Here is a 24,009-nt window from a genome sequence, read left to right on the forward strand (position 1 = left end):
CCCGTCCCGGGAGATCCCATGGCCCACCCGGCCCCGACCGTCCGCCGGACCGACGCCGGCACCCTGCCCGACGGCCGCACCGTGGACCGCTGGACCCTCGAAGCACCCGGCGGCACCACCGCCGAACTCCTCGGCCTCGGCGCCCGCCTCCAGGCCCTCCGCACACCCGACCGGCACGGCCGGACCGCCGGCATCGTGCTCGCCTCCGACCGCATCCCCGACCTCCTCGGCGAGGCCGCCTACCTCGGCGCCACGGTCGGCCGCTACGGCAACCGCATCGCCCGCGGCGAACTCCCCCTCGACGGCGCCGTCCACCGGCTCGCGACCCAGCCCGCCGGCCACACCCTGCACGGCGGCCCGGACGGCTTCGCCACCCGCCTCTGGGACGCCGCCCCCGTGCACGAGGCCGGCCGCGCCGGCGTCCGCTTCCGGCTGCACAGCCCCGACGGCGACCAGGGATTCCCCGGCGCGCTCACCGCCCAGGTCACCTACCTCCTCGACACCGACGGCGCGCTGACCATCCACTACGCCGCCGTCACCGACGCCCCCACCGTCGTCAACCTCACCAACCACGCCTACTTCGACCTCGCCGGCGAGGGCGCGGGCGACCTCCCCGGCCACCGGCTCACCGTCGACGCCGACCACTACCTCCCGGTCGACGCCGGCCTCATCCCGCTCGGCCCGCCCGCACCCGTCGCCGGCACCCCCTTCGACCTCACCCGGCCCACCCCGCTCGCCGGACGGCTCGGCCTCGACCACCCCCAACTCGTCATCGCCGGAGGCGGGTTCGACCACAACTGGGTGCTGCGCCGGCCGGCCGGGAACGAGCCGCGCCGGGTGGCCGTCCTCAGCCACCCGGCCAGCGGCCGACGCCTGGAGGTGTTCACCACCGAACCCGGCCTCCAGGTCTACACCGGCAACCACTTCGACGGCACCCTGACCGGCCGCTCCGGCAGGCCGTACGGGCGGCACGCGGGCATCGCCCTGGAGACCCAGCACCACCCCGACGCGCCGCACCGGCCCGCCTACCCCTCCACCGTGCTGCGCCCGGGGGAGGAGTACGTGTCGACCACCGTCTACCGGTGTGCGGCCGATGCCGGCGAACCTCTTGACGACCCCATGTGTGAGCGTTAACAATTCGGCAGCGGCGCGGCCACAGGCCTGCCACGGCACCGGCGGAATCCACGGTCCCCGCTGTCCCCGCCGCCCCCGCTCCCTCCGCCGTCCCGCCCTGCTCGCACACCCGGGCACCGCGAACGCCGCCGCACGATGCAGCCCCGTACGACGCCACCCCCGCACCGCCACCCCCGCACCGCAGCCACCGCACCGCAGCCACCGCACCGACGCCGCCCCGCCGACAGCGGCCAGGCCGCCGGTGCCGCCGACCGCGACCCGGCCGACGGCACCGACGTACGCCCCCGCACCGACGCCGGCACCCTGCCAGCAGTGGCAGACCACCGCGAACCGACGGAGGACACCGCCATGACCACCCGCACCCGCCGCACGGCCGCGGCCCTCGCCGCGCTCTCCGCACTGCTGCTCGCCGTACCCCCCGCCCAGGCCGCCGTGCCCGCCTCCCCGGCCGCCACCTACACCAACACGATCGCCGAACAGCGCGCCGACGCCCAGATCTACAAGCACACCGACGGCTACTACTACTTCACCGCCACCGTGCCCGAGTACAACCGGCTCGTGCTGCGCCGCGCCACCACCATCCAGGGCCTGGCCACCGCCCCCGAGACGACCATCTGGACCCAGCACGCCACCGGCGCGATGGCCAACCACATCTGGGCCCCGGAGATCCACTTCATCGACGGCAAGTGGTACGTCTACTTCGCCGCCGGGTCCTCCACCGACCAGTGGCGGATCCGCAGTTACGTCCTGGAGGGCACCGGCGCCAACCCCCTCACCGCCGCCTGGACGGAGAAGGGCCAGATCGCCACCCCGACGGACAGCTTCACCCTCGACGCCACCACCTTCACCGTGGGCGGCGTCCGCTACCTCAGCTGGGCCCAGGCCGACCCGGCGATCGCCACCAACTCCAACGTCTACATCGCCAGGCTCACCAACCCGTGGACGATCACCGGCACCCCGGTGCGGCTCACCGTGCCCACCCTGAGCTGGGAGACGGTCGGCTACAAGGTGAACGAGGGCCCGGCCGTCATCCAGCACGGCGGCAAGGTGTTCCTCTCCTACTCCGCCTCCGCGACCGACTCCAACTACTGCCTGGGCCTGCTGAGCGCCTCCGCGACCGCGAACCTGCTCGACCCGGCGTCCTGGACGAAGAGCCAGAACCCGGTCTTCACCAGCAACGCCGCCACCGGCCAGTACGGGCCCGGGCACAACCAGTTCACGGTCTCCGAGGACGGGAAGAGCGACATCCTCGTCTACCACGACCGCTCCTACAAGGACATCACCGGCGACCCGCTGAACGACCCCAACCGCCGCACCCGGGTGCAGAAGCTGTACTGGAACGCCGACGGCACCCCGAACTTCGGCATCCCCGTCGCCGACGGCGTCACGCCCGTCCGGCTGTCCTCGTACAACTTCCCCGACCTCTACGTCCGGCACTTCGACTACCGGGCGAAGCTGGAGGGCAACGTCACCAACCTTGCCGACTCCCAGTTCCGCACCGTCACCGGCCTCTCCGGCACCGGCACCGTCTCCCTGGAGTCCGCGAACTTCCCCGGCCACTACCTCCGCACCCGCGCCAACGGCGAGGTCTGGGTCGACAGGAACGACGGCACCGCGGCCTTCCGCAGCAGCGCCAGCTACTACCAGCGCGCCGGCCTCGCCGACGCCGCCGGCGTCTCCTACGAGTCGTCCACCACCGCCGGCCAGTACGTCCGGCACTACAACTACCTGATGTACACGCAGACCGTGCCCACCACCCTCGACCGGGCCGACGCCACCTTCTACCGGCAGTGACCGGCAGGGCCGGCCCCGCAACCCCCGCCGGGGGCGCGGGCCGGCCCTCAGCCCGCCGGGGCGGGCCGGCGGGCCAGCCGGGCCCCGGCCAGCGCGGCCAGCACCGTCATGCAGCAGATGAAGACGAGGCCCGCCTCCTCCAGCCCGAGCGGCCCGGTCAGCACGCCCACCCCGATCACGGGGACCGAGATGCCCAGGTACGCCACCACGAACAGCGCCGACAGCGACGCCGCCCGCTCCTTCGCCGGAGCGGCCCCGGCGACCGCGCCGACCGCGCCGCGCAGCGACAGCCCCTGACCGGCCCCGCCGACCAGCGCGCTCAGCACCAGCAGCACCAGCACCTCGCGCAGCAGCGACCCGCCCAGCAGCACCAGCCCGACGACCAGCACGGCGCAGCCCACGGGCAGCGCCCGCCGCACGCCGAGCCGGCCCACCGCGAGCTGCCCCACCGTCGACGCCGCGAACGCCGAGAAGACGATCAGCCCGACCACCGCCCGGTCGTGCACGTCCAGGGTCTCCGACAGGAACGCCGGGGAGATCGACGTGAAGACCCCGAGCAGCGAGAAACCGGTGAACGCCGCGAGGGCGGCCGGCACGAAGACCGGCCGCACCTCGCGCGGCAGACCGGGCCGCTGCGGGCGGACGGCCCGCAGCGGACGCCGCGGCGCGACGGTCTCCGGCAGCCGCACCAGCACCGCCGCCGCGGCCGCGATCAGCACGAGGTGCACCACGAACGGCAGCACCAGCGGCTGCGGCGCGTACTCCGCCAGCACGCCCGACACCAGCGGGCCGAGTCCGAGGCCGCCCATGTTGGCGGCCGTCGCGGCGAACGCCGCCCGCGGCTCCCGGCCGGGCGGCGCCAGCTCCATCACGTACGCGGTGGCGGTGCCGGTGAACAGCCCCGCCGACAGGCCCGACAGCAGCCGTCCGAGGTAGAGCAGCGGCAGGCCGTCCTCCGCGAGGAAGCACACGGCGCTCAGCGCGGCCAGCCCGAGACCCGTCAGCAGGACCGGCCGCCGGCCCACCGTGTCGGAGGCGTTGCCCGCGAGCAGCAGCGCGCCGATCACGCCGAAGGCGTACACCGCGAAGACGACCGTGACGACCAGCTCGGAGAAGCCGAGCTCCTCCTGGTACAGCCCGTACAGCGGTGTCGGCAGGGTCGTGCCGGCCATGCAGACGGCGAAGGCGCCCGCCGCCCCCAGGTACGCGGTGGAGCGGTCCGGGCGGCGGACGTTCTGACGATCGGTCATCCGCCCACGCTACGTTCTCCCGCGCACTCCGGGGGCGAACGGCGTCAGAGCGCCTCGGGCCGCCACCACTGCGCGGGGTCGTCCCGGTCCTCCCACTGCCGCACCGAGCCGTCCGGCGCGGCCTCCATCACCCGGCCGCTCACGAACGCCACGACCGTGTACGTGCCCGGCGCCTCCACGTGCTGCTCGAACACCCACTCCTGGGCGCCGAAGGCGTTCGGCGCCCACTGCTGCAGCAGTACGCCGTCCTCCGTGCGGGCACCGGCGACGTCCAGGCGCTTGCCGCTCGCCGCGTTCTCCAGGTGGTACAGCCCGGCGCCCGCGTGCACCGCGGAGATCCGCCACACCTGTGCGTCCGCGCCGTCCGCGGCGGCGACGACGACCTTCGCACCGCTGCGGGTGCTGCCGCCCGGCACCTCCAGCAGCAGCCCGGTGGCGACGTTGCGCAGCCGGTAGCTCCCGTCCCGTACCTGCCCCGACCCGCCCATGCCGCCCGCCTCTCGTCCGGCCCGCCTCCGGGCCACCGCCACCGTACGCGGCGCCGCCGACAAGGACGCCGCCGCGCACGGCGGACCGGCCGGCCGCGGCCGGGTCAGGCCGGGTCAGGTCAGGCCGGGTCAGGTCAGGGTCCACTTCTGGTTGGCCTGCCCGTTGCAGCTCCACAGCCCGAGCGGGCTGCCGTTGGCGGTGGCGTTGCCGAGCGCGTCCAGGCACAGGCCGGACAGGTCGTTGGTGACCGTGCCGTCGGCGTGCACGGTCCACTTCTGGTTCGCCTGGCCGTTGCAGCCCCAGATCACCACCCGGGTGCCGTTCGCGGTGCCGTTCTCCCAGGCGTCGAGGCACTGGGTGCCGTAGACGGCGAGTTCGCCGCGGGCCGTCACCGTGAACGTCTGGTTCCGGCCGCCGGTGCAGTCCCACAGCGTGGCCTGCGTGCCCGGCACGATCGTCGCGTGCGGCAGGTCGGCGCAGCGTCCGGACCCGGTGCCGCGCAGCGCGGTGCCGTACGTGCCGGGCAGCGGCTGCACGGTGACGGCGTCGAGGTCCGGGGTCCAGGCGGCCGGGTTGGTGAAGGCCAGGGTGTTGCCGCCCTTGGCGAGGGAGAGCAGCACCGAGACGCTGCCGACCGTCGACCACGAGCCGGTGGGCGGGAACGACACCACCGTCGTGGCCTGCCCGTCGACCTGCAGCGTGGCGGTGCGGGCGGTGGCGTCGCCGTTGACGTAGGCGAGGGTGGCGAGGTGCACACCGGCCGCCGCGGCGGTGACGGACCGCAGGGCGAGGCTCGCGCCGTTGCCGACGTGACCGACCAGCGAGCCCCCGGAGCAGCCGGGGCAGGCGACGGCGGCGGCGCTGCCGGTGCGGGTGTTCCCGGCCGCCTCGGCCTCGTACGTGGTGGCGGCGGCCTCGGTGCCGGTGACGGTCAGCAGCACGGAGCCGCCGGCCGGGACGGTCGCGGTGTAGCCGGTGGCGTACGTGCCGCGGTCGGCGGCGGCCCACACGTCGCGGACGGCGGTGCCGGCGGCGGTCAGCCCGAGGTCGCTCCAGCGGGCGGTGACCGGGGCGGCGGCCGCGGTGCGGTTGAGCAGCAGCACCGCGCGGCGGCCGGTGCCGGTGAGCACCTTGCCGTAGACCTGGAGGCCGGCGGTGTCCTCGGCGGCCTTGACGCCCTGCAGGCCGCGGCGGTCCTGGTCGACGGCGACGAGCTCGGGGTTGGTGAGGGCGGCGCGGGTGGCGGCGCTCATGGTGCGCAGGTCGTTCCCGGCCAGCAGCGGGGCCCCGGCGATGGCCCACAGGCCGAGGTGGGTGCGGTTCCGGGCGTCGTCCAGGCCGGGCATGCCGACCATCAGCATGTCGGGGTCGTTGACGTAGCCGGTGTGCTGCGCCTCGGGGTGCAGGGCCTTGTCGAAGTTGGCGAGCATCGCGCCGGTGGTGGCCTGCTGGCCCCAGTAGATGACGTCGGTGCTGGTGCGCCACAGCGCGGCGGTGCCGGGCGCCCAGTTCCAGGGCTCGTCGACGCCCCACTCGCAGAGGGAGAGCGTCATGGGGCGGCCGGTGATGGCGGTGGCCTGGGCGACGGCGGTGCTGATCCTGCGGTAGGTGCTCTCGGGGTCGAGGCCCTCGGCCTGGCCGCCGCACCAGTCGACCTTGAGGTAGTCGAAGCCCCAGCGCTCGAACTGGAGGGCGTCCTGGAGTTCGTGGCCCTCCATGCCGGTGTGCGGGGCGGCGGGGGTCGTCGTCGGGTAGTAGTAGCCGCAGCCGTCCTTGCCCGCGTCGGTGTAGAGGCCGGCCTTGAGTCCCTTGCCGTGGATGTAGTCGGCGACGGCCTTCATGCCGCCGGGCCACTTGGCGGTGTCGACGGTCATGTCGCCGCCGGCGTCGCGGGTGCCGGGCCACCAGCCCTCGTCGATGTTGATGTGGTCGTAGCCGGCGGCGGGGAGCCCGGCGGCGACGAACGCGTCGACCTGGGCCCTGATCGTGGCGAAGTCGATGGAGCTGGCGAAGCTGTTCCAGCTGGCCCAGCCCATCGTCGGTGCGGGGACGGGGATCTGGTTGCCGGTGGCCGCCACGGGCCGTAACGCGGGGGTGGCGGGGTGGTGCCCGACGGCGGCGAGTCCGGCGGCGGCGGTGCAGAGCACCACGGCCTGGACGGCGGCGCGCGTGAGCCAGTGCCTCATGCGGGTCTCCGGGTGGGGGAGGAGGGGCCGGTGCGTCCGGTGGGACGTCCGGTGGAACGCGCTCGGCCCGGCACGGGGCCGGGCCGAGCAGGCCTCCGTGACGCGCGGGGCGCCCGGGAGGAGAGGGAGGGGCGAAGGTCAGGAGCCGACCTTGCGCTTGTTGTAGACGTCGAAGCCGACCGCGGCGAGCAGCACCAGGCCCTTGATGACCTGCTGGTAGTCGGTGCCGACGCCGACCAGCGACATGCCGTTGTTGAGCACGCCGAGCACCAGGCCGCCGATGATCGCGCCGAGCACGGTGCCGACGCCGCCGGAGGCCGAGGCGCCGCCGATGAACGCCGCGGCGATGGCCTCCAGCTCGAAGTTGATGCCGGCCTGCGGGGTGCCCGCGTTGAGACGGGCGGCGAAGACCAGGCCGGCGAGCGCGGCCAGCACGCCCATGTTGACGAAGGCGAGGAAGACGACGCGCTTGCTCTTCACACCGGAGAGCTTCGCGGCCGGCTCGTTGCCGCCGATCGCGTAGGTGTGCCGGCCGATGATCGAGTTGCGCATCAGGTAGCCGAAGCCGACGAGCAGCACGCCGAGGATCAGCAGCACGATCGGGGCGCCGTGGTAGCTGGCCAGCAGCAGGGTGAAGACGGCCACCGCCGCGGTGATCGCGGCGAGCTTGGCGAGGAAGAAGCCGACCGGCAGCAGATCCAGCCCGTACGAGGCGGCCTGGCGGCGGCCCCGGACCTCCTGCAGCACGGCCAGCGCGAGCACGCCGAGGCCGAGCAGCAGGGTGAGGTTGTGGTAGTTGGTGTGCGGGCCGACCTCGGGCAGGAAGCCGCTGGAGATCTTCTGGAAGCCCTTGGGGAACGGCGCGATCGACTGGCCCTGCAGCAGGATCTGGGTGCCGCCGCGGAAGAGCAGCATGCCGGCCAGGGTCACGATGAACGACGGGATGCCGATGTAGGCGATCCAGAAGCCCTGCCAGGCGCCGGCGACGGCGCCGATCAGCAGCGCGCAGACCAGGGCGACGGGCCACGGTATGTCGTGCTTGACCATCATCACGGCGGCCGCGGCCCCGACGAACGCGGCCAGCGAGCCGACCGACAGGTCGATGTGCCCGGCGATGATGACGATCATCATGCCGATCGCCAGGATGAGGATGTAGCCGTTCTGCTGGATCAGGTTGGTGATGTTGAGCGGCTTGAGCAGGGTGCCGTCCGTCCAGATCTGGAACAGCACGACGATCAGCGCGAGCGCGACGAGCATGCCGTACTGGCGGACGTTGCCGCGCAGGGCCTGCGCCAGCACGGCACCGGTGGACCGGCGCTCGTCGGGCGCCGCCGCGCCGGGCGACGACGTCTTCGGGGTGGTCTCGGTCTGGGCCATGCCTTACACCTGCTCGGGTCGGGATGCGGCGGTCTTTGCGTCTGCGGGCTGTGCGTCCGTGGGCTGTACGTCCGCGGGCTGTGCGTCCACGGGCCGGTCGGCCGCGTCCGCGTCTGCGGTCCGGTCGGCCGGGGCCGTGGTCCGGCCGGACGTGTCCGCGGTCCGGTCGGCTGCGCTCACGGTCATGAGGCGCATGAGGGATTCCTGGGTCGCGTCGGCGCGGGCCACCTCACCGGTGACGCGGCCCTCGGCCATCGTGTAGATGCGGTCGCACAGGCCCAGGAGTTCGGGGAGTTCGGAGGAGATGACCAGCACGGCCTTGCCCTGGTCGGCGAGGTCGGCGACGACCTGGTAGATCTCCGCCTTGGCGCCGATGTCGATGCCGCGGGTCGGCTCGTCGAGGATGAGCACCTCGGGACCGGCGAAGATCCACTTGCTGAGGACGACCTTCTGCTGGTTGCCGCCGCTGAGCTTGCCGGTCTCCGCGAACACCGAGGGGGCCTTGATGTTCATGGACTTCCGGTACGACTCGGCGACCTTCGTCTCCTCGTGCCGGTTGACCCAGCCGCGCCGGGCGACCTTGCCGAGCGCGCTCATCGAGATGTTCCGGCTGATGTCGTCGATCAGGTTGAGGCCGAGGTGCTTGCGGTCCTCGGTGACGTACGCGATGCCGTGGCCGATGGCCTCCGGCACGGTGCGGGTGCGGATCTCCTCGCCGTGCATCAGCACCCGGCCGCCGGTGTACCGGCCGTACGAGCGGCCGAAGACGCTCATCGCGAGCTCGGTGCGGCCGGCGCCCATCAGGCCGGCGACGCCGACGATCTCGCCGCGGCGGACGGTCAGCGAGGCGCCCTCGACGACGTTGCGCTGGTGGTCGAGCGGGTGCTGCACCGTCCAGTCCTCGACGGCGAAGGCGACCTCGCCGATCTCCGGGGTGCGCTCGGGGTAGCGGTGCTCCAGGTCGCGGCCGACCATGCCGCGGATGATGCGGTCCTCGGCGATGCCGTCGGCGCCGACGGGGATCGTCTCGATGGTGCGGCCGTCGCGCAGGATCGTGACGGAGTCGGCGACCCGGGCGATCTCGTTGAGCTTGTGGGAGATGATGATGCAGGAGATGCCCTGGGCCTTGAGCTCCAGCATGAGGTCGAGGAGCTTGCGGCTGTCCTCGTCGTTCAGCGCGGCGGTCGGCTCGTCCAGGATGAGGAGCTTGACCTCCTTGGCGAGGGCCTTGGCGATCTCGACCAGCTGCTGCTTGCCCACGCCGATGTCGGCGATCCGGGTGTGCGGGTTCTCGTGGAGCCCGACCCGCTTCAGCAGGGCGCGGGCGTGGGTGAGGGTCTTGTTCCAGCTGATGATGCCGCGGGAGGCGTGCTCGTTGCCGAGGAAGATGTTCTCGGCGATCGAGAGGTACGGCACCAGGGCGAGCTCCTGGTGGATGATCACGATGCCGCGCTGTTCGCTGGCCCGGATGTCCTTGAAGCGGCAGGGCTCGCCGTGGAAGAGGATCTCGCCCTCGTAGCTGCCGTGCGGGTAGACGCCGCTCAGCACCTTCATGAGGGTGGACTTGCCGGCGCCGTTCTCGCCGCAGATCGCGTGGATCTCCCCGGCGGCGACGCTGAGGTTGACATCCGAGAGCGCCTTGACGCCCGGGAAGGTCTTGGTGATCGAACGCATCTCGAGGACGGGTCCGGCCATGGTGGTGCATCCGTTCGACGGGGGCGGCGGGGCGGGGGCGGCTGGTGCCGGCCCCCGCCCCGCCGCCGGATCGGCGGCCCGGGGTGGACGGGCCCGGGGGCTCCGTGAGCTGGTGGGCGGGGTACTGGGCGCTCTCGACGAGGATCTTCGCGTAGGAGGACTTGTCGACGCTCACCGGCTGCAGCAGGTAGGCGGGGACGACCTTGGCGCCGTTGTCGTACTGGGTGGTGTCGTTGGTCTGCGGCGTGCCGCCGGTGAGCACCGCGTCGCCCATCTGCACGGCGATCTTGGCGAGCTCGCGGGTGTCCTTGTAGACGGTCTGGGTCTGCTCGCCCGCGATGATCGACTTCACCGAGGCCAGCTCGGCGTCCTGGCCGGTCACGATCGGCAGGGCCTTGCCCGCGCTGCCGTAGCCGACGCCCTTGAGCGAGGAGAGGATGCCGATCGAGATGCCGTCGTAGGGGGAGAGCACGGCGTCGACGTTGGCCGAGGTGTACGACTTGCTGAGCAGGTTGTCCATGCGCGACTGCGCGACGCCGCCGTCCCAGCGGAGCGTGGCGACCTGGTTGAAGGAGGTCTGGCCGCTCTGCACGACGAGCTTCTTGCTGTCGATGTAGGGCTTGAGCACGCTCATCGCGCCGTTGAAGAAGAACTGCGCGTTGTTGTCGTCCGGGGAGCCGGCGAACAGCTCGACGTTGAACGGGCCCTTGCCGTCCTTGAGGCCGAGCTTGTCGGCGATGTAGCCGCCCTGGAGCTCGCCGACCTTGAAGTTGTCGAAGGTGGCGTAGTAGTCGACGTTCTTGGTGCCGCGGATCAGCCGGTCGTAGGAGATCACCGGGATGTGGGCGTCGGCGGCCTTCTGCAGCACGTCGGTGAGCGACGAGCCGTCGATCGCGGCGACCACCAGGAGCTTCGCACCCTTGGTGATCATGTTCTCGATCTGCGACACCTGGTTCTCGACGACGTTGTCGCCGTACTGCAGGTCGGTCTTGTAGCCCTTGCCCTGGAACTCCTTGACCATGTTGTCGCCGTCGTTGATCCAGCGCTCGGACGACTTCGTCGGCATCGCGATGCCGACCAGGCCGCCCTTGGAGCCGTCCTTGGCGGCGTCGTCGCCGAGGCCGTTGGCGCTCTGGCCGCACGCGGCGAGTGAGAGCGTGAGGCCGGCCGCGGCCAGTGCCGTCGAGAGCTTCCGCACAGTTCCTCCAGTGGTGGTGCCGCAACCGGGCCCCGAGGGGTCGTAACCGGTGGAGCGGGTGGGGCAGGGGGGCCGGCCGACGGGGGTGGGTCGCCTTCTGGCCTGGCGTTACACGAGTGTTAACGCTCACAGAACAGGCGTCAAGGGGCCCCGGATCACCGTTGGGTCTCGCGGCGGCATAGATATGGAAGTCTCGCGCAGGTGGATTGACGGCAGGCTTGTTAACGTTAACAATCCAGGCGGGGGCACGCCCCGGGGCCGCACGCGCACCCCCTCCCGGGGGCAGCTCGGGACGGCCCGGACCCGGCGTGCCCGCCCACGGGAGCGCGCAGCCCTCGCCGGCACCGCGCAGCCCCGTGCGGGCCGGGCGCGGCGGGTGCCTGGTGGGCAGGCACCCGCCGCGCGCAGATGACGGCGCCGCCCCCGCTGCGAGGGCGGGGACGGCGCCGTTCCGGTGCGTGCGGCCCGTACGGGCCCGGGCTCAGCCCGTGAAGCCGGCCGTGATCGAGGTGAACTGCCACGCGCTCTGGCTGATGCCCGAGCAGTTCTCGGCGACCCCGCCGCCGGCGCACGGCCGGTCGCGGTTGACCGACCAGAACGCCAGCCGGGCGATGTGGTGGCTGTTCGACCAGTCGCGGATGCTCGTCCAGGTCGCCGGCGTGGTGGTCTCCTGCTGGTCGCTGAGACCGTTCATGCCCGAGATGCCGACGTGGGCGTAGGCGGTGGCGTCGTCCCAGCCGAAGACCGACTTCAGCTTGTCCTTGAGCCCGTTCGCGGCGTTCACGGTGCTGCCGTACATGTCGGCGCCGCCGCCGAAGTCGAACGGCATGATCGTGAAGACGTCGATGTCCGCGCCGAGCGCCTTCGACTGCTCGATCAGCCGGTTGCCGTAGTACGTCGGGCCGGTGGTCGAGGTGCCGAAGGTCAGGATCGTCCGCAGGCCGGGGTTGTTCTGCTTGACGATCTTCAGCGCGCCGAGGACGCGGTCCTGCACGACGGTGTTCTCGAACTCGTCGGTGTTCTCGATGTCGACGTCGATCGCCTTCAGCCCGTACGCGCTGATCACCTTCTGGTAGGCGCCGGCGAGCGCCTCGGCGGTGGCGCAGTTCGGGCCGAGCTTGTTGCCGCTCCAGCCGCCGATCGACGGGACGACGTCGCCGCCCGCGGCCCGGATCGCGTTGATCGTCGTCTGGTCGACGCCGCCGGTCAGCGCCCGCTGCCCGTCCCAGGCCGGGTTGCAGCCGCCCGAGGAGAGGATGAACGCCATGGTGAACCACTTGGTGCCGGTCGCGCTCATCACCGCGGTCGCGCTCGGCGGCTCGCCCCAGCCGAGGTAGAGGTAGGGTGCGGCCTGCTTGAAGCCGGTGCCGCCGCCGGTGCCCGCGCCGGTCGTGACGGACACCGCGGAGGAGGCCGCCGAGGCGTTGCCCGCGGCGTCCCGCGCCTTCACGGTGAAGGTGTAGGCGGTGCTCGCGGCGAGGCCGGTGACGGTCGCCGAGGTGCCCGTCGCGCTCGCCACCACGCTGCTGCCGCTGTAGACGTCGTAGCCGGTGACGCCGACGTTGTCGGTCGAGGCGTTCCACGACAGCGAGACCGAGGACGAGGTCTTGCCGGTCGAGGTCAGGCCGCCGGGGGCCGTGGGCGCCTGGGTGTCGCCGCCCCCGCCGCCGCCCGGGCCGTCCAGGGCGACGTCGTCGGCGTAGTAGGTGCCCTGCCCGTACCAGCCGTGCAGGAAGATCTGTGCGCTGGTCTGGCCCGCGCCGGTCGTGAAGGAGACGCTCAGCTGCGACCAGCCGCTCGCCGACGGGGTCCAGGTGGACGCGCCGCCCGTCACCCCGAGGTAGACGTACGCGCCCCGGACCCAGCCGGAGAGCGTGTAGGCGGTGTTGGGCTGCACCGCGACGGTCTGGGTGCACTGCGCGGTGTCGCTCGCGCTCGCCGCACCGGAGAGCGCCTTGGTGCCGCCGTGGACGGGGCTGGAGACCACCGAGCCCAGGCCGCCGGAGCACGACCAGCCGCTCGTCGAACCGGTCTCGAAGCCGGGGTTGGTCAGCAGGTTGGCCGCCTGGGCCGTGCCGGGCAGGGCGACGGCCCAGGCCGCTGCCAGGGCGACGGCGCCGAGCGCCGCCGTCAGGCGGTTGCGAGTACGCACAGGACCTCCGTGTGGGGGTGGGGGTACGGCCTGATGGGGGTGCGGACGGGAGACCGCGCAGGCCGCGTGCATCAGCAAGATGGACTAGACCAATAGGGGGTGTCAAGACCCCGTCAAAACCGTGCGTCTGCGGCGCAGTCGGCCCGGCCCGCGCAATCCGCAGGTCACCACGGTGTCGAACACGGCATCGACGCCCTGTCGCCGCCCGCTGCTCCGATCGGGTGGATCATGCGCCAGGCGCCCAACCTTCGGCCCCGACGCACCGAAAACCTAGATGTCAGGTTCCGCGCACCGCACGGCACCTGACAGACCATCCGTTCCTCGGTTCCAGGAGTGCCCATGATGTCCGTCCGTACCCCCCTCGCCCTCGTCGGCGCCGTCGCCGCCGTCCTCCTCGCCGCCGGCACCGCCGGTGCGAGCGCCGGGGCCGAGGGCGCCGCGGTCGGTTCGCCCGGCGTGCTGTCCGGCAACGTGATCCAGGTGCCGGTGCACATCCCCGTGAACGTCTGCGGCAACAGCATCGGCGTGGTCAGCATCCTCAACCCCGCCTTCGGCAACGCCTGCCTGAACGCGGGCTGACCGCCCCCCGAACCTGCCGGCCCCGGGACACCGCCGTCACACGCGCCCCGGGGCCGGCAGCACCACACCCGTGCACCCGCACCCGTGCACCGCGCGGAAACCACCCGTGCACCGCACCCCGCACACCCGCACCCGCGCACCGCGCGGAAAACCAGGTGCGCACGCCGGCCCGCCTCGGCTACGGTGGGCCGCGTTCGGGAGCCCGCACCGAGGGCGTCCCGCAGACATGCCGCGCGGCCGTGAAGGCCGGCGAGCCGGGAGGTGAGGACCGTGATGACTGTCGTTGCGATGGGCGCTGCCCGCGTCCGGAAGTCGTTCGTTCCCACTCCCGTGGCCACCGGCTGACACACACCGACCGACGCGCGCCGACACGGCGCCGTGCCGGGGGCCACCCTTCCCGAAGGGTCACCCCATCGTGAACCACACCTCCGCCGCCCACCCGCTCTCCGCCTACGGCTGGGACGAGGACCGGGCTGCCGAGTTCACCTACTTCGCCGAAGCAGGGCTCACCCCTGCCCGGATCTCCCGGGTCGACCGGGGCCGCTGCGACCTCCTCGTCGCCGACGAGGAGACCGGCGGGCTCCGCACCGTCCGGGCCGACACCCGGCCCGTCGGCGATCCCGACCCCGTCAAGTGCCCCTGCACCGGGGACTGGGCGGCCGTCGACCTCGCGGCGCAGCCCCTGCCCACCGTGACGGCCCTGCTGTCGCGGGGCACCGCCGTCGTCCGCAAGACCGCGGGCGGCCGGTCCGACGGCCAGGTGCTCGCCGCCAACGTCGACACCGTCATGATCGCCGTCTCGCTCGCCGCCGACCCCGACCTCGGCCGGATCGAACGCTTCCTCGCCCTCGCCTGGGAGAGCGGCGCCGAACCGCTGGTCGTCCTCACCAAGGGCGACCTCGTCGACGACGGCGACTTCATCCGCGCCGACGTCGAGAAGATCGCCCCCGGCGTGACCGTGCTCGTCGTCAGCGCCGAGACCGGCGAGGGCATCGACGTCCTGCGGGCCTGCCTGCACGGCGCCACCGCCCTCGTCGGCCAGTCCGGCGCCGGCAAGTCCACCCTCACCAACGCCCTCGCCGGACACCGCGCGATGGCTGTCCAGGAGACCCGCTCGGTCGACGAGAAGGGCCGCCACACCACCACCACCCGCGAGCTGATCCCGCTCCCGGACGGCGGCGTCGTCATCGACACCCCCGGTCTGCGCGAGGTCGGACTCTACGGCGGCGAGGGCGTCGACATGGCCTTCGCCGACATCGCCGCCCTCGCCGAGGCCTGCCGCTTCGACGACTGCAGCCACCGCTCCGAACCGGGCTGCGCCGTGGCCGCCGCCCTGGAGGACGGCACCCTGCCGCAGCGCCGGATGGAGAGCTACCTCAAGCTGCAGCGCGAGAACGACTGGATCGCCTCGCGCAGCGACGCCCGGGTGGCCGCCGAGCGGCTCAAGAAGTGGAAGACCATCACCAAGTCGATGCGCGGGGCGAACAATCCCACCCGCCACGACCCGGTCCGCCGCTGACCCAGCCGGTCGGCCCGCGCCCCCCGGCGCGGGCCGCCCCGGCCCCGGTGGGCCGCTCCGCACACACCCGTACGGCTGCGCAGGGAGCCCCCACGCCCCCCGCGCAGCCGTACGGTGTTCTCCGCGCACCGGCCGGAGCGGTCACCCGCCGGTGCGACGTGCCCCGCCGGAGCGGCGGCCCGGCCGGTGCGGTGACCCGGCCGCACGGCCGCCGACCGCACCGGCGGGTGTCAGTGCCCGGCCTCCTCCGGCAGGCGGCCGGTGCGCATCACCTCGGCGTACCAGCGGGCGCTGGACTTCGGGGTGCGCTTCTGCGTGTCGAGGTCCACCCGCACGATGCCGAAGCGCTTGCCGTAGCCGAACGCCCACTCGAAGTTGTCGAGCAGCGACCACACGAAGTAGCCGTTGACCGGCGTGCCGTCGGCGATCGCCCGCCGCACCGCGTCGAGGTGCCCGTGCAGGTAGGCGATCCGCTCCGGGTCGTGCACCTCGTCGTTCTCGTCGGGGTGGTCGTCGTACGCGGCGCCGTTCTCGGTGACCATCAGCGGGACGCCCGGCAGGTCGTCGCGCAGCCGGATCAGCAGCTCGTACAGGCCGTCGGCGTCGACCGGCCAGCCCATCGCCGTGCGGCCGCCCTCGGCGGGCAGGAAGCGCACGCCGCGGTCGGCGGGCCACGGGGAGATGTCCCCGGCGTGGCCGTCCTGCCGCACCGCCGGGTTGTCCGGGTCGTCGGCCGCCACGACCGTCGGCGTGTAGTAGTTGATGCCGAGCGCGTCGATCGGCCGGGAGATCTCCGCGAGGTCGCCGTCCTTCACGAACGACCAGTCGGTGACGTGGGCGGTGTCGGCGAGCACGTCCGCGGGGTAGCGGCCGTGGAAGACCGGGTCGAGGAAGATCCGGTTGGCGAGGCCGTCGATCCGCCGGGCCGCCTCCGCGTCCGCCGGGTCGTCGGTCAGCGTCCGGACGGCGGCCAGGTTGAGCGTGAGCGCCACCTGGGCGTCCGAGGGCAGCTCCGACCGCAGTGCCGCCGTGCCCAGCCCGTGGGCGAGCAGCAGGTGGTGGTGGGCCGTCAGGGCCTCGACCGGGCTGGTGCGGCCCGGCGCGTGGATGCCGTTGCCGTAGCCGAGGAAGGCGCTGCACCACGGCTCGTTCAGCGTCGTCCACCGGGAGACGCGGTCGCCGAGCCGGGCGGCGGCGACGGCCGCGTACTCGGCGAAGCGCTCCGCCGTCGCACGGTTCGTCCAGCCGCCCTCGTCCTCCAGCTGCTGCGGAAGGTCCCAGTGGTAGAGCGTCGCGACGGGGTCCACGCCGGCGGCGAGGAGCTCGTCGACGAGCCGGTCGTAGAAGTCGAGGCCGATCTCGTTGACGGGCCCGCGGCCGCCGGGGACGATCCGCGGCCAGGCGATCGAGAACCGGTACGCGCCGAGGCCCAGCGAGGCCATCAGGGCGACGTCCTCGCGGTAGCGGTGGTAGTGCTCCAGGGCGGTGTCGCCGGTGTCGCCGTTGTGGACCTTGCCGGGCATCCGGCTGAAGGTGTCCCAGATCGACGGGGTGCGGCCGCCTTCGGCGACGGCGCCCTCGATCTGGTAGGCGGCGGTGGCCGCGCCCCAGACGAAGTCGGCCGGGAAGGCGGCCGGGGAGCCGGCGAGGACGGGGGAGGGGAGGGCTTCGACGGACATGTCGCCTTCCGGAAGGGGTGGGTGGAGGTGGGCGGGTCAGCCCTTGACGGCGCCCTGCATGATGCCGCCGACGATCTGCCGGCCGAGCAGGCCGAACACCAGCAGCACGGGCAGCGTGCCGACGAGGGTGCCGGCCATGACGATCGACTGGTCGGGCACGTAGCCCTGGCCGAGCGACTTCAGGGCCACCTGCACGGTCGGGTTCTGCGAGCTCAGGGCGACGATCGGCCAGAAGAAGTCGTTCCACGTGGCCATGAAGGTCAGCATGCCGAGCACGGCCATGCCGGGCCGGGCCACCGGCAGCACGATCGACCAGAAGATCCGCAGTGCGGAGGCCCCGTCGACCCGGCCGGCCTCGATCAGCTCGTCCGGCAGCGCCTGGATGAGGAACTGCCGCATGAAGAACACGCCGAACGCCGACACCAGCGCGGGCAGGATCACCGCGGGCAGCTTGTTCTGCAGGTCCATCTTCACGATCACCATGAACAGCGGGATCACGCCCAGCTGCGGCGGGATCATCATCGTGCCGACGGTGACCGCCAGCAGCAGCCCGCGGCCGCGGAACCGCAGCTTGGCGAAGGCGAACCCGGCCAGCGTGGACGAGAGCACCACGCCCGCCGTCACGGCTGCCGACACGATCAGCGAGTTCCACAGGGCCGTGCCGATCGCGGCCTGCTGGAGCGCCTCGCCGATGTTGTGGAAGAGGTTCGGCCCCGGGGTGAGCGACGGAGTGGCCGCGCTCAGTTCGGAGTTGGTGCGGCTCGCCGCCACCAGCGTCCAGTAGAACGGGAAGACGAACAGCAGCGTCGCCACGCCCAGCACCGCGTACGCGACCGGGCCGCCCTGCAGCGGGGAGCGGTTGCGGAGCCTCGTGGCCATCGTCGTCGCCATGCCGATCACCGGTCCGTACGGTTGCGCCGGGCGGCGATCGCCGCGTTGATCAGGGCGAGTACCACGATCAGCAGGAACATCACCCACGCCACGGCCGCGGCGCGGCCCAGGTGGAAGAAGGTCCAGCCCTGCTCGTACATGTACAGCCCCAGGGTCTGGTACTGGTGCGAGATGCCGCCGCCCGCGTTGCCCTCGTACAGCAGCGGCTCGCCGAAGAGCTGGGTGGCGCCGATCGTGGACACCACCACGGTGAAGACGATCGTCGGCCGCAGCCCGGGGATCGTCACGTGCCGGAACTGCTGCCAGCGCGACGCGCCGTCCATCGCCGCCGACTCGTACAGCTCGCCGGGGATGGCCTGCATGCCGGCCAGGTAGATCAGCGCGTTGTAGCCCGTCCAGCGCCAGGTCACGACCGCCGAGACGCCGAACTGCGAGGCCCAGGTGTCGGCCTGCCAGTCGACCGGGTTCAGCCCCACCGAGGTGAGCGCCCAGTTGATCAGGCCGTAGTCGCGCCCGAAGAGCTGCGCGAACACCAGCGTGGCCGCGGCCACCGAGGTCGCGTACGGCATCAGCATCGCGACCCGGAAGAACGTGCGGCCGCGCAGCTTGTAGTTCAGCAGGTGCGCCAGGCCCAGCGCCATCAGCAGCTGCGGCACGGTCGACAGCACGCCGATGGTGAAGGTGTTGCGCAGCGCGTTCCAGAAGAACGGGTCCTCGAAGAGCCGGGTGTAGTTCTGCAGACCCAGCCAGTCCATCCGGTCCGAGGTCTGCAGCTCCACGCGGTGCAGCGACACGTAGGCCGTGTACAGCAGCGGGAACAGCCCGAAGGCGGCGAACAGGGCGAAGAACGGGGCGACGAAGCCGTACGGGGCGAGGAGCCCGCCGAGCCGCGGCCGGGCCTTCGCCGGGGCGGCGGCCGGCAGGCGCGCGGAGGAGGAGATGGCCATGGAGATGGTCCTTCGACGGGGCCCCCGGCCCGGACGGGCCGGGGGCCGGGGGGGACGTCAGCTGCCGTTGGCCTTCTTGACGTTGTCCAGGGCGTGCTGCCAGGCGGTGGCCGGCGCGGTGTTCGTGCGCTCCACCTCGCCCAGCGCGTCACTGAAGGCCTTGGTCACCACGCCGTCGTCGGTGCCCAGCACCTGCGCCGGCATCGCCGCCGCGGACTCCGCGAAGATCTGGCCGATCGGCGCGTTGTTGAAGTACGGGTCGGTGACCGTCTTGATCTCGGCCTGCGCGCCGGTGCTGGAGGGGAACGAGCCCTGCTTGGTGAAGAGCTTCACCTGCTGCTCCTTGGCGTTCAGCCACTTGATCAGCTCGGCGGCCTCCTTCGGGTGCTTGGCCGTCTTCGGGATCGTCAGGTAGGAGCCGCCCCAGTTGCCGGTCTTGCCCGGGCCGGAGGCGATGTCCCACTTGCCGGCGAACGCGTCGCCCGCCTGGCCCTTGATGTAGCCGATCATCCAGGCCGGGCAGCTGAGCGTGGCGAACTTGCCCGTCGAGAAGGCCTTGTTCCACTCCGGGGTCCACTGCGGAAGCTTCGCGGAGAGCCCGTCGGCGACGAGCTTCGTGGCGTCCGCCCAGGCGGTCTTCACGGCCGGGCTGCTCTCGTGCACGGCCTTGCCGGACTCGTCGGTGAACCGGACCTTCTGCTGGCCGACCTCGGCGGTGAACATGCCCGCCGCGCTGTCCGTCCACGCGTTGCCCGCCTGGGCCTTGGCGGCGTACTGCTTGCCGAGGTCGAGGTAGCCCTGCCAGGTCGACCACTTCGCGGCGAGCTCGGTGCGGTCGGTCGGCAGGCCGGCGGCCTTGAACAGGTCGGTGCGGTAGCAGATCGCCTCGGGGCCGATGTCGGTGCCCGCGCCGAGCACCTTGCCGTCGGCGGTCTTGATCGCGGCGCCCTTCCACGGCACCAGCTCGTCGTTGACGCCGCCGAGGCCGAGGGTGGTGAGGTCGGTGAACTTGTCGGCCTGCTTCTGCACGACGCTCGCCACCCGGCCGACCTCCAGGCCCTGGATGTCGGCGAGACCGCCGCCGCCCGCCAGCTTGGTCTGCAGGGCCTGCCAGTACTGGGACTCGTCCTGGGTGTCCGACTGCTTGATCGTGATGTTCGGGTGGGTCTTGCTGTACTCGTCGTACAGGCCGGTCTCCTTGAACCCGAAGGTGCCGAAGAGGTCGATCGTCAGAGTGACCTTGCCGTCGGCGGCGTCCTTCGAGGCGGTGCCGCCGGAGCCGCAGGCGGTGAGCAGCAGGGCCGCTGCGAGGGCGGCGGTGCCGAGGGCGGCCGGGCGTCGGGCTCTGAACGGGCGCATGGGTGTCTCCTGACCGGACGGGAATGGCGTGGGTGGGTGGTGCGGCCTGCGACGGTGCATGGTGCGGTCCTGCCATCTGAGAGCGCTCTTGAGAGCGCTCTCAGTGCTGAAAGGAGCGTGCCGGTGTGTCCACGACCACGTCAAGGGGTCGAAACCTGACCGTAATCTGCGGCGGCCGATCGGTGGCTCTCTCTGCGGGGAAGGTCCGGAGATTCTGTTCAGGTCGTTGACACTCCGTCGGGAGCGGCCCTAGCGTCCAATTTCTGAGAGCGCTTTCAACCCTCATGGTCCGCCGCGCCTCGCACCCTCGCCGCTCCCTGTCGTCGCACTCCCACCCCCACCCGAGGGAACCGATGAAGCCCAGACTCCTCCGCGGCCCTGCCGCAGCCGTCACCGCGCTCGCCGTGGCGGCGGCCGCCGCCCTGACCGCCACGGTCACCGTCGGCACCGCGGCCGCCGCGACCGTGCCCGTCGGCCTCGGCGGCTACAGCGACAGCCGCCCCGCCGGCACCGTCGGCCCCACCAACTCCGACGGCGCACCCGTCACCCCCAAGGTGACCGCCAGGATGGCCGGGAAGGCCGCGCCCACCAACGACTGGTGGTCCTCGCTGATCTACCAGCGCTACGCGGGCAACCCGTACTCCGAGAACCTGTACGCCCACCCGTTCACCTTCAAGGCGGGCCCGTCCGGCCTCGACGTCGGCTACCCGACGAGCCCCACCGTCACCTCCGACGGCCGGCAGTACGACTACACCCACACCCGGGACCTCACCCTCGGCGTCGCCGGCCTCAACTCCCCGGACACCAAGGTCGACGGCTGGTCCGACTGGACGGTCACCCCCTACTGGGCCGACAGCTCCCGCACCTTCAGCGCCACCATCGGCCACGGCCTCCCGTACGTCTACGCGCACGCCACCGGCGGCGCCGCCCAGGTCACCACCGCCGGCACCCCGACCGTCTTCTCCGACCAGGGCAACGTGCTCGGCATCACCGTCGGCGGCCACCACTACGGCCTCTTCGCCCCCACCGGCACCGACTGGACGGTCAGCGGCACCACCCTCACCGCGGCCCTCGGCGCGAAGGACTACTACTCCGTCGCCCTGCTGCCCTCGCCCGCCGACCTCGCCCAGTACCGCACCTACGCGTACAGCTTCGTCACCGACACCAAGGTCTCCTGGAGCTACCAGGAGGCCGCCGGCACCCTGTCGACCACGTACACCGCCACCACCAGCCCGCAGGAAGGCACCCAGACGGGCACCCTGCTGGCCCTCTACCGCCACCAGTGGCAGGCCACCGCGGACCCGCTCACCGCCCTCACCTACACCTCCCCGCGCGGCGAGATGAAGGTCCGCCAGGGCACCGGGTTCACCACCACGCAGACCGTCGCCGGCGTGCTGCCCTCACTGCCCGACGTCGGCTCCTACGACCGCACCGCCCTCGGCAACCTCGTGCGCGCCGAGGCCAACGCCACCGACCCCTGGCAGGGCGCCTCCGACACGTACTGGACCGGCAAGGCCCTCGGCCGGCTCGCCCAGCTCGTGCCCGTCGCCGACCAGCTGGGCGACACCGCCACCCGCGACAAGCTGCTCGGCCTCATCAAGGGCAAGCTGCAGACCTGGTTCGCCGGCACCGGCTCCACCGTCTTCGCGTACGACTCCGTGTGGAAGACCCTGATCGGCTACCCCGCCTCGTACGGCACCGACGCCGAGCTCAACGACCACCACTTCCACTACGGCTACTACATCCAGGCCGCCGCCACCGTGGCCCGCTACGACGCCGCCTGGGCCGCCGACTCCGCCTGGGGCGGCATGGTCAAGCTGCTCGCCAAGGACGGCGCCAACGCCGACCGCACCGACAGCCGCTTCCCGGTGCTGCGCAACTTCGACCCGTACGCCGGCCACGGCTGGGCCTCCGGCCACGCCGGCTTCGCCGCGGGCAACAACCAGGAGTCCTCCTCCGAGGGCCTCAACTTCAGCTCCGGCCTCATCCTCTACGGCGCCGCCACCGGCGACACCGTGCTGCGCGACCTCGGCATCTACCTCTACACCACCGAGGCCAACGCGGTGCAGCAGTACTGGTTCGACGCCGACCACGCCGTCTTCCCCGCCTCCTTCGGACACTCCACCGTCGGCATGGTCTGGGGCAGCGGCGCCGCCTACTCCACCTGGTGGACGGCCGCGCCCGGAATGATCCACGGCATCAACTTCCTTCCCGTCAACGGTGGTTCGCTCTACCTCGGCCGCCGCCAGGACGACCTGCGGGCCAACCTCGCCGAGCTCAGGGCCGGCAACGGCGGCGCCTTCACCGACTGGCGCGACATCCTCTGGGAGACCGAGGCGCTCTACGACCCGGCCGCGGCCAAGGCCGACTGGGACGCCGGGAACGCCGGCTACACCCCGGAGGAGGGCGAGTCGAAGGCCCACACCTACCACTGGATCTACGACCTCGCGACCCTCGGCACCCTCGTGCCGACGACCACCGCCGACACCCCGACCGCGGCCGTCTTCACCAACGGCGGCACCCGCACCCACGTGGCGCACAACTACACCACCGCCGCCCGCACCGTGCACTTCTCGGACGGCTACACCCTGACCGTGCCCGCCCGCTCCACCGCGAGCGAGCGCGGCACCCGCCAGGACGGCGGCACCGGCGGCACCAACCCGTCGCCGACGCCGTCCCCCTCGCCCACCGGGTCCACGTCGCCCTCGCCGACGCCGTCCCCGTCGCCCACCACCAGCACCCCGACGACCACCGGCAACACCCTCTACCTGCAGTCCGGCGGCGCCCTCGCCACCGCGTACGGCACCGCCGCCGCGACCGACACGCTGCCCTCCGCGGGCGGCACCAACCACGACGGCACGCCGTACCAGGCCAAGACGTACGAGATCCGCAACCTCACCGGCACCCTCCGGGCGGGCGGCACCACCGCGTTCGACCTCTACGTCGACGCGGGCGCCGCGGTCGGCCTCGGCCAGCAGGCCCGGGTCTCCTACGACCTGACCGGCGACGGCACCTTCGACCGCGTCGAGACCTACCGGTACTTCGCCACCGACCCGGTCGCCGGCTGGGAGCGCTACGCCGGCTCCACCGGTGTCCTGAACTCGGCCACCGGCACGCTCGGCAACCTCAGGGGCGGCACCGTCCGCATCGAGGTCTGGTCCGCCATCGGCAACGCCTCCGCCCAGCTGCGGGTCGGTGCCACCCAGGCCCAGGGCAGTGCCTCGGTGCTGCGCATCCCGTTCGACTGATCTTCCCAGGCGTGGGGAGGGGGCCGGCCGTCACGGCGGGCCGGCCCGCCCGACCCGTTCCACCACCCGGGAACGCCGCCGCCCCAGCGGGGTGGTGTCGTCCACGGTGAAATCCGGGTCGCCCAGCTCCTCGCGCACCTCCGCGCCGTGCCAGAAGCGCTCGTGCCCGGCCCGCCAGGCGGCCACCGTCCCGTACCCCTCGCCCTCGTCGCGGGCGTGGGCGAGGTCGACCCCGCCGAGCGGCACGAGCCGCACCTCCGTCAGCTCGATCACCGCCACCACCCGGCCGTCCGAGTCGACCACCGCCTCCCGCCGCCCGACCGGCGGCACCTCCTCGCCGAGCAGGGCGTACCCGGCCACCAGCCCCGTGGTGCTGGTCTTCGAACCGTCCAGGACCGCGCCGACCAGCTGGTCGCGCAGCGGCCCGGGGAAGGCGAACTCGGCTCTCGGCAGGTGGTCGTACGCGGCGTCGTCCATCCGGCCGACCTAGCCGCAGGATCCGCGGCGGGCGC

General features: G+C 72.6%; 16 protein-coding genes and 1 pseudogene. 5 read left to right on the top strand and 12 right to left on the bottom strand.

Going from position 1 to position 24,009, the window contains the following annotated elements:
- Positions 1-18: 18 nt before the first annotated feature.
- Both SNE206_RS07755 and SNE206_RS07760 read left to right on the top strand, forming a co-directional pair.
- The gene (locus SNE206_RS07755; protein WP_407912618.1) at positions 19-1,134 is read left to right on the top strand and encodes an aldose epimerase family protein; all 1,116 of its coding nucleotides are present in this window, start codon (positions 19-21) and stop codon (positions 1,132-1,134) included.
- A gap of 348 nt (positions 1,135-1,482) precedes the next feature.
- A complete protein-coding gene (locus SNE206_RS07760) occupies positions 1,483-2,928 on the top strand; it encodes a family 43 glycosylhydrolase (protein WP_407912729.1) in 1,446 nt (481 codons plus the stop codon).
- A 47-nt stretch (positions 2,929-2,975) separates the two neighbouring features.
- On the opposite strand, the gene SNE206_RS07765 is transcribed toward SNE206_RS07760, so the two are convergent.
- The 7 genes and pseudogenes from SNE206_RS07765 to SNE206_RS07795 form a co-directional block, all read right to left on the bottom strand.
- Positions 2,976-4,178 carry an MFS transporter gene (locus SNE206_RS07765; protein WP_407912619.1) on the bottom strand — a complete coding sequence of 401 codons (1,203 nt, stop codon included), beginning with the start codon at positions 4,176-4,178 and terminating at the stop codon, positions 2,976-2,978.
- 44 nt (positions 4,179-4,222) lie between these two features.
- Complete coding sequence (locus SNE206_RS07770) at positions 4,223-4,666, bottom strand: RICIN domain-containing protein (protein WP_407912620.1); 444 nt, start codon at positions 4,664-4,666, stop codon at positions 4,223-4,225.
- A gap of 129 nt (positions 4,667-4,795) precedes the next feature.
- Complete coding sequence (locus SNE206_RS07775; protein ID WP_407912621.1) at positions 4,796-6,853, bottom strand: ricin-type beta-trefoil lectin domain protein; 2,058 nt, start codon at positions 6,851-6,853, stop codon at positions 4,796-4,798.
- A gap of 138 nt (positions 6,854-6,991) precedes the next feature.
- A complete protein-coding gene (gene mmsB / locus SNE206_RS07780; RefSeq protein WP_407912622.1) occupies positions 6,992-8,230 on the bottom strand; it encodes a multiple monosaccharide ABC transporter permease in 1,239 nt (412 codons plus the stop codon).
- 3 nt (positions 8,231-8,233) lie between these two features.
- Positions 8,234-9,925 carry a multiple monosaccharide ABC transporter ATP-binding protein gene (gene mmsA / locus SNE206_RS07785; RefSeq protein WP_407912623.1) on the bottom strand — a complete coding sequence of 564 codons (1,692 nt, stop codon included), beginning with the start codon at positions 9,923-9,925 and terminating at the stop codon, positions 8,234-8,236.
- 103 nt (positions 9,926-10,028) lie between these two features.
- Positions 10,029-11,123: pseudogene (gene chvE, locus SNE206_RS07790) on the bottom strand (multiple monosaccharide ABC transporter substrate-binding protein); the annotation flags it as partial.
- A 481-nt stretch (positions 11,124-11,604) separates the two neighbouring features.
- Positions 11,605-13,347, bottom strand: coding sequence for a carbohydrate binding domain-containing protein (locus SNE206_RS07795; protein WP_407912624.1), 1,743 nt, complete (start codon positions 13,345-13,347; stop codon positions 11,605-11,607).
- Positions 13,348-13,617: 270 nt separating this feature from the next.
- Here SNE206_RS07795 and SNE206_RS07800 point away from each other — a divergent pair, with 270 nt between their 5' ends.
- Both SNE206_RS07800 and rsgA read left to right on the top strand, forming a co-directional pair.
- Positions 13,618-13,854, top strand: a complete 237-nt coding sequence (locus SNE206_RS07800) for a chaplin (protein WP_407912730.1) — start codon at positions 13,618-13,620, stop codon at positions 13,852-13,854.
- A 412-nt stretch (positions 13,855-14,266) separates the two neighbouring features.
- The gene (gene rsgA / locus SNE206_RS07805; RefSeq protein WP_407912731.1) at positions 14,267-15,373 is read left to right on the top strand and encodes a ribosome small subunit-dependent GTPase A; all 1,107 of its coding nucleotides are present in this window, start codon (positions 14,267-14,269) and stop codon (positions 15,371-15,373) included.
- A gap of 230 nt (positions 15,374-15,603) precedes the next feature.
- Here rsgA and SNE206_RS07810 read toward each other — a convergent pair whose 3' ends face one another.
- The 4 genes from SNE206_RS07810 to SNE206_RS07825 are packed head-to-tail and all read right to left on the bottom strand — an operon-like array spanning position 15,604 to position 20,249.
- Positions 15,604-17,052, bottom strand: a complete 1,449-nt coding sequence (locus SNE206_RS07810; protein WP_407912625.1) for a GH1 family beta-glucosidase — start codon at positions 17,050-17,052, stop codon at positions 15,604-15,606.
- Positions 17,053-17,088: 36 nt separating this feature from the next.
- Positions 17,089-17,931, bottom strand: coding sequence for a carbohydrate ABC transporter permease (locus SNE206_RS07815; RefSeq protein WP_407912626.1), 843 nt, complete (start codon positions 17,929-17,931; stop codon positions 17,089-17,091).
- 17 nt (positions 17,932-17,948) lie between these two features.
- Positions 17,949-18,890 carry a carbohydrate ABC transporter permease gene (locus tag SNE206_RS07820; protein ID WP_407912627.1) on the bottom strand — a complete coding sequence of 314 codons (942 nt, stop codon included), beginning with the start codon at positions 18,888-18,890 and terminating at the stop codon, positions 17,949-17,951.
- A 57-nt stretch (positions 18,891-18,947) separates the two neighbouring features.
- A complete protein-coding gene (locus tag SNE206_RS07825) occupies positions 18,948-20,249 on the bottom strand; it encodes an extracellular solute-binding protein (RefSeq protein WP_407912628.1) in 1,302 nt (433 codons plus the stop codon).
- A 353-nt stretch (positions 20,250-20,602) separates the two neighbouring features.
- On the opposite strand from SNE206_RS07825, the gene SNE206_RS07830 reads away from it, so the two are divergent.
- The gene (locus tag SNE206_RS07830; RefSeq protein WP_407912629.1) at positions 20,603-23,497 is read left to right on the top strand and encodes a glycosyl hydrolase; all 2,895 of its coding nucleotides are present in this window, start codon (positions 20,603-20,605) and stop codon (positions 23,495-23,497) included.
- A gap of 30 nt (positions 23,498-23,527) precedes the next feature.
- Here SNE206_RS07830 and SNE206_RS07835 read toward each other — a convergent pair whose 3' ends face one another.
- A complete protein-coding gene (locus SNE206_RS07835) occupies positions 23,528-23,974 on the bottom strand; it encodes an ASCH domain-containing protein (protein ID WP_407912630.1) in 447 nt (148 codons plus the stop codon).
- Between the last annotated feature and the right edge of the window lie 35 nt (positions 23,975-24,009).

This window comes from Kitasatospora sp. NE20-6 (assembly GCF_045862635.1).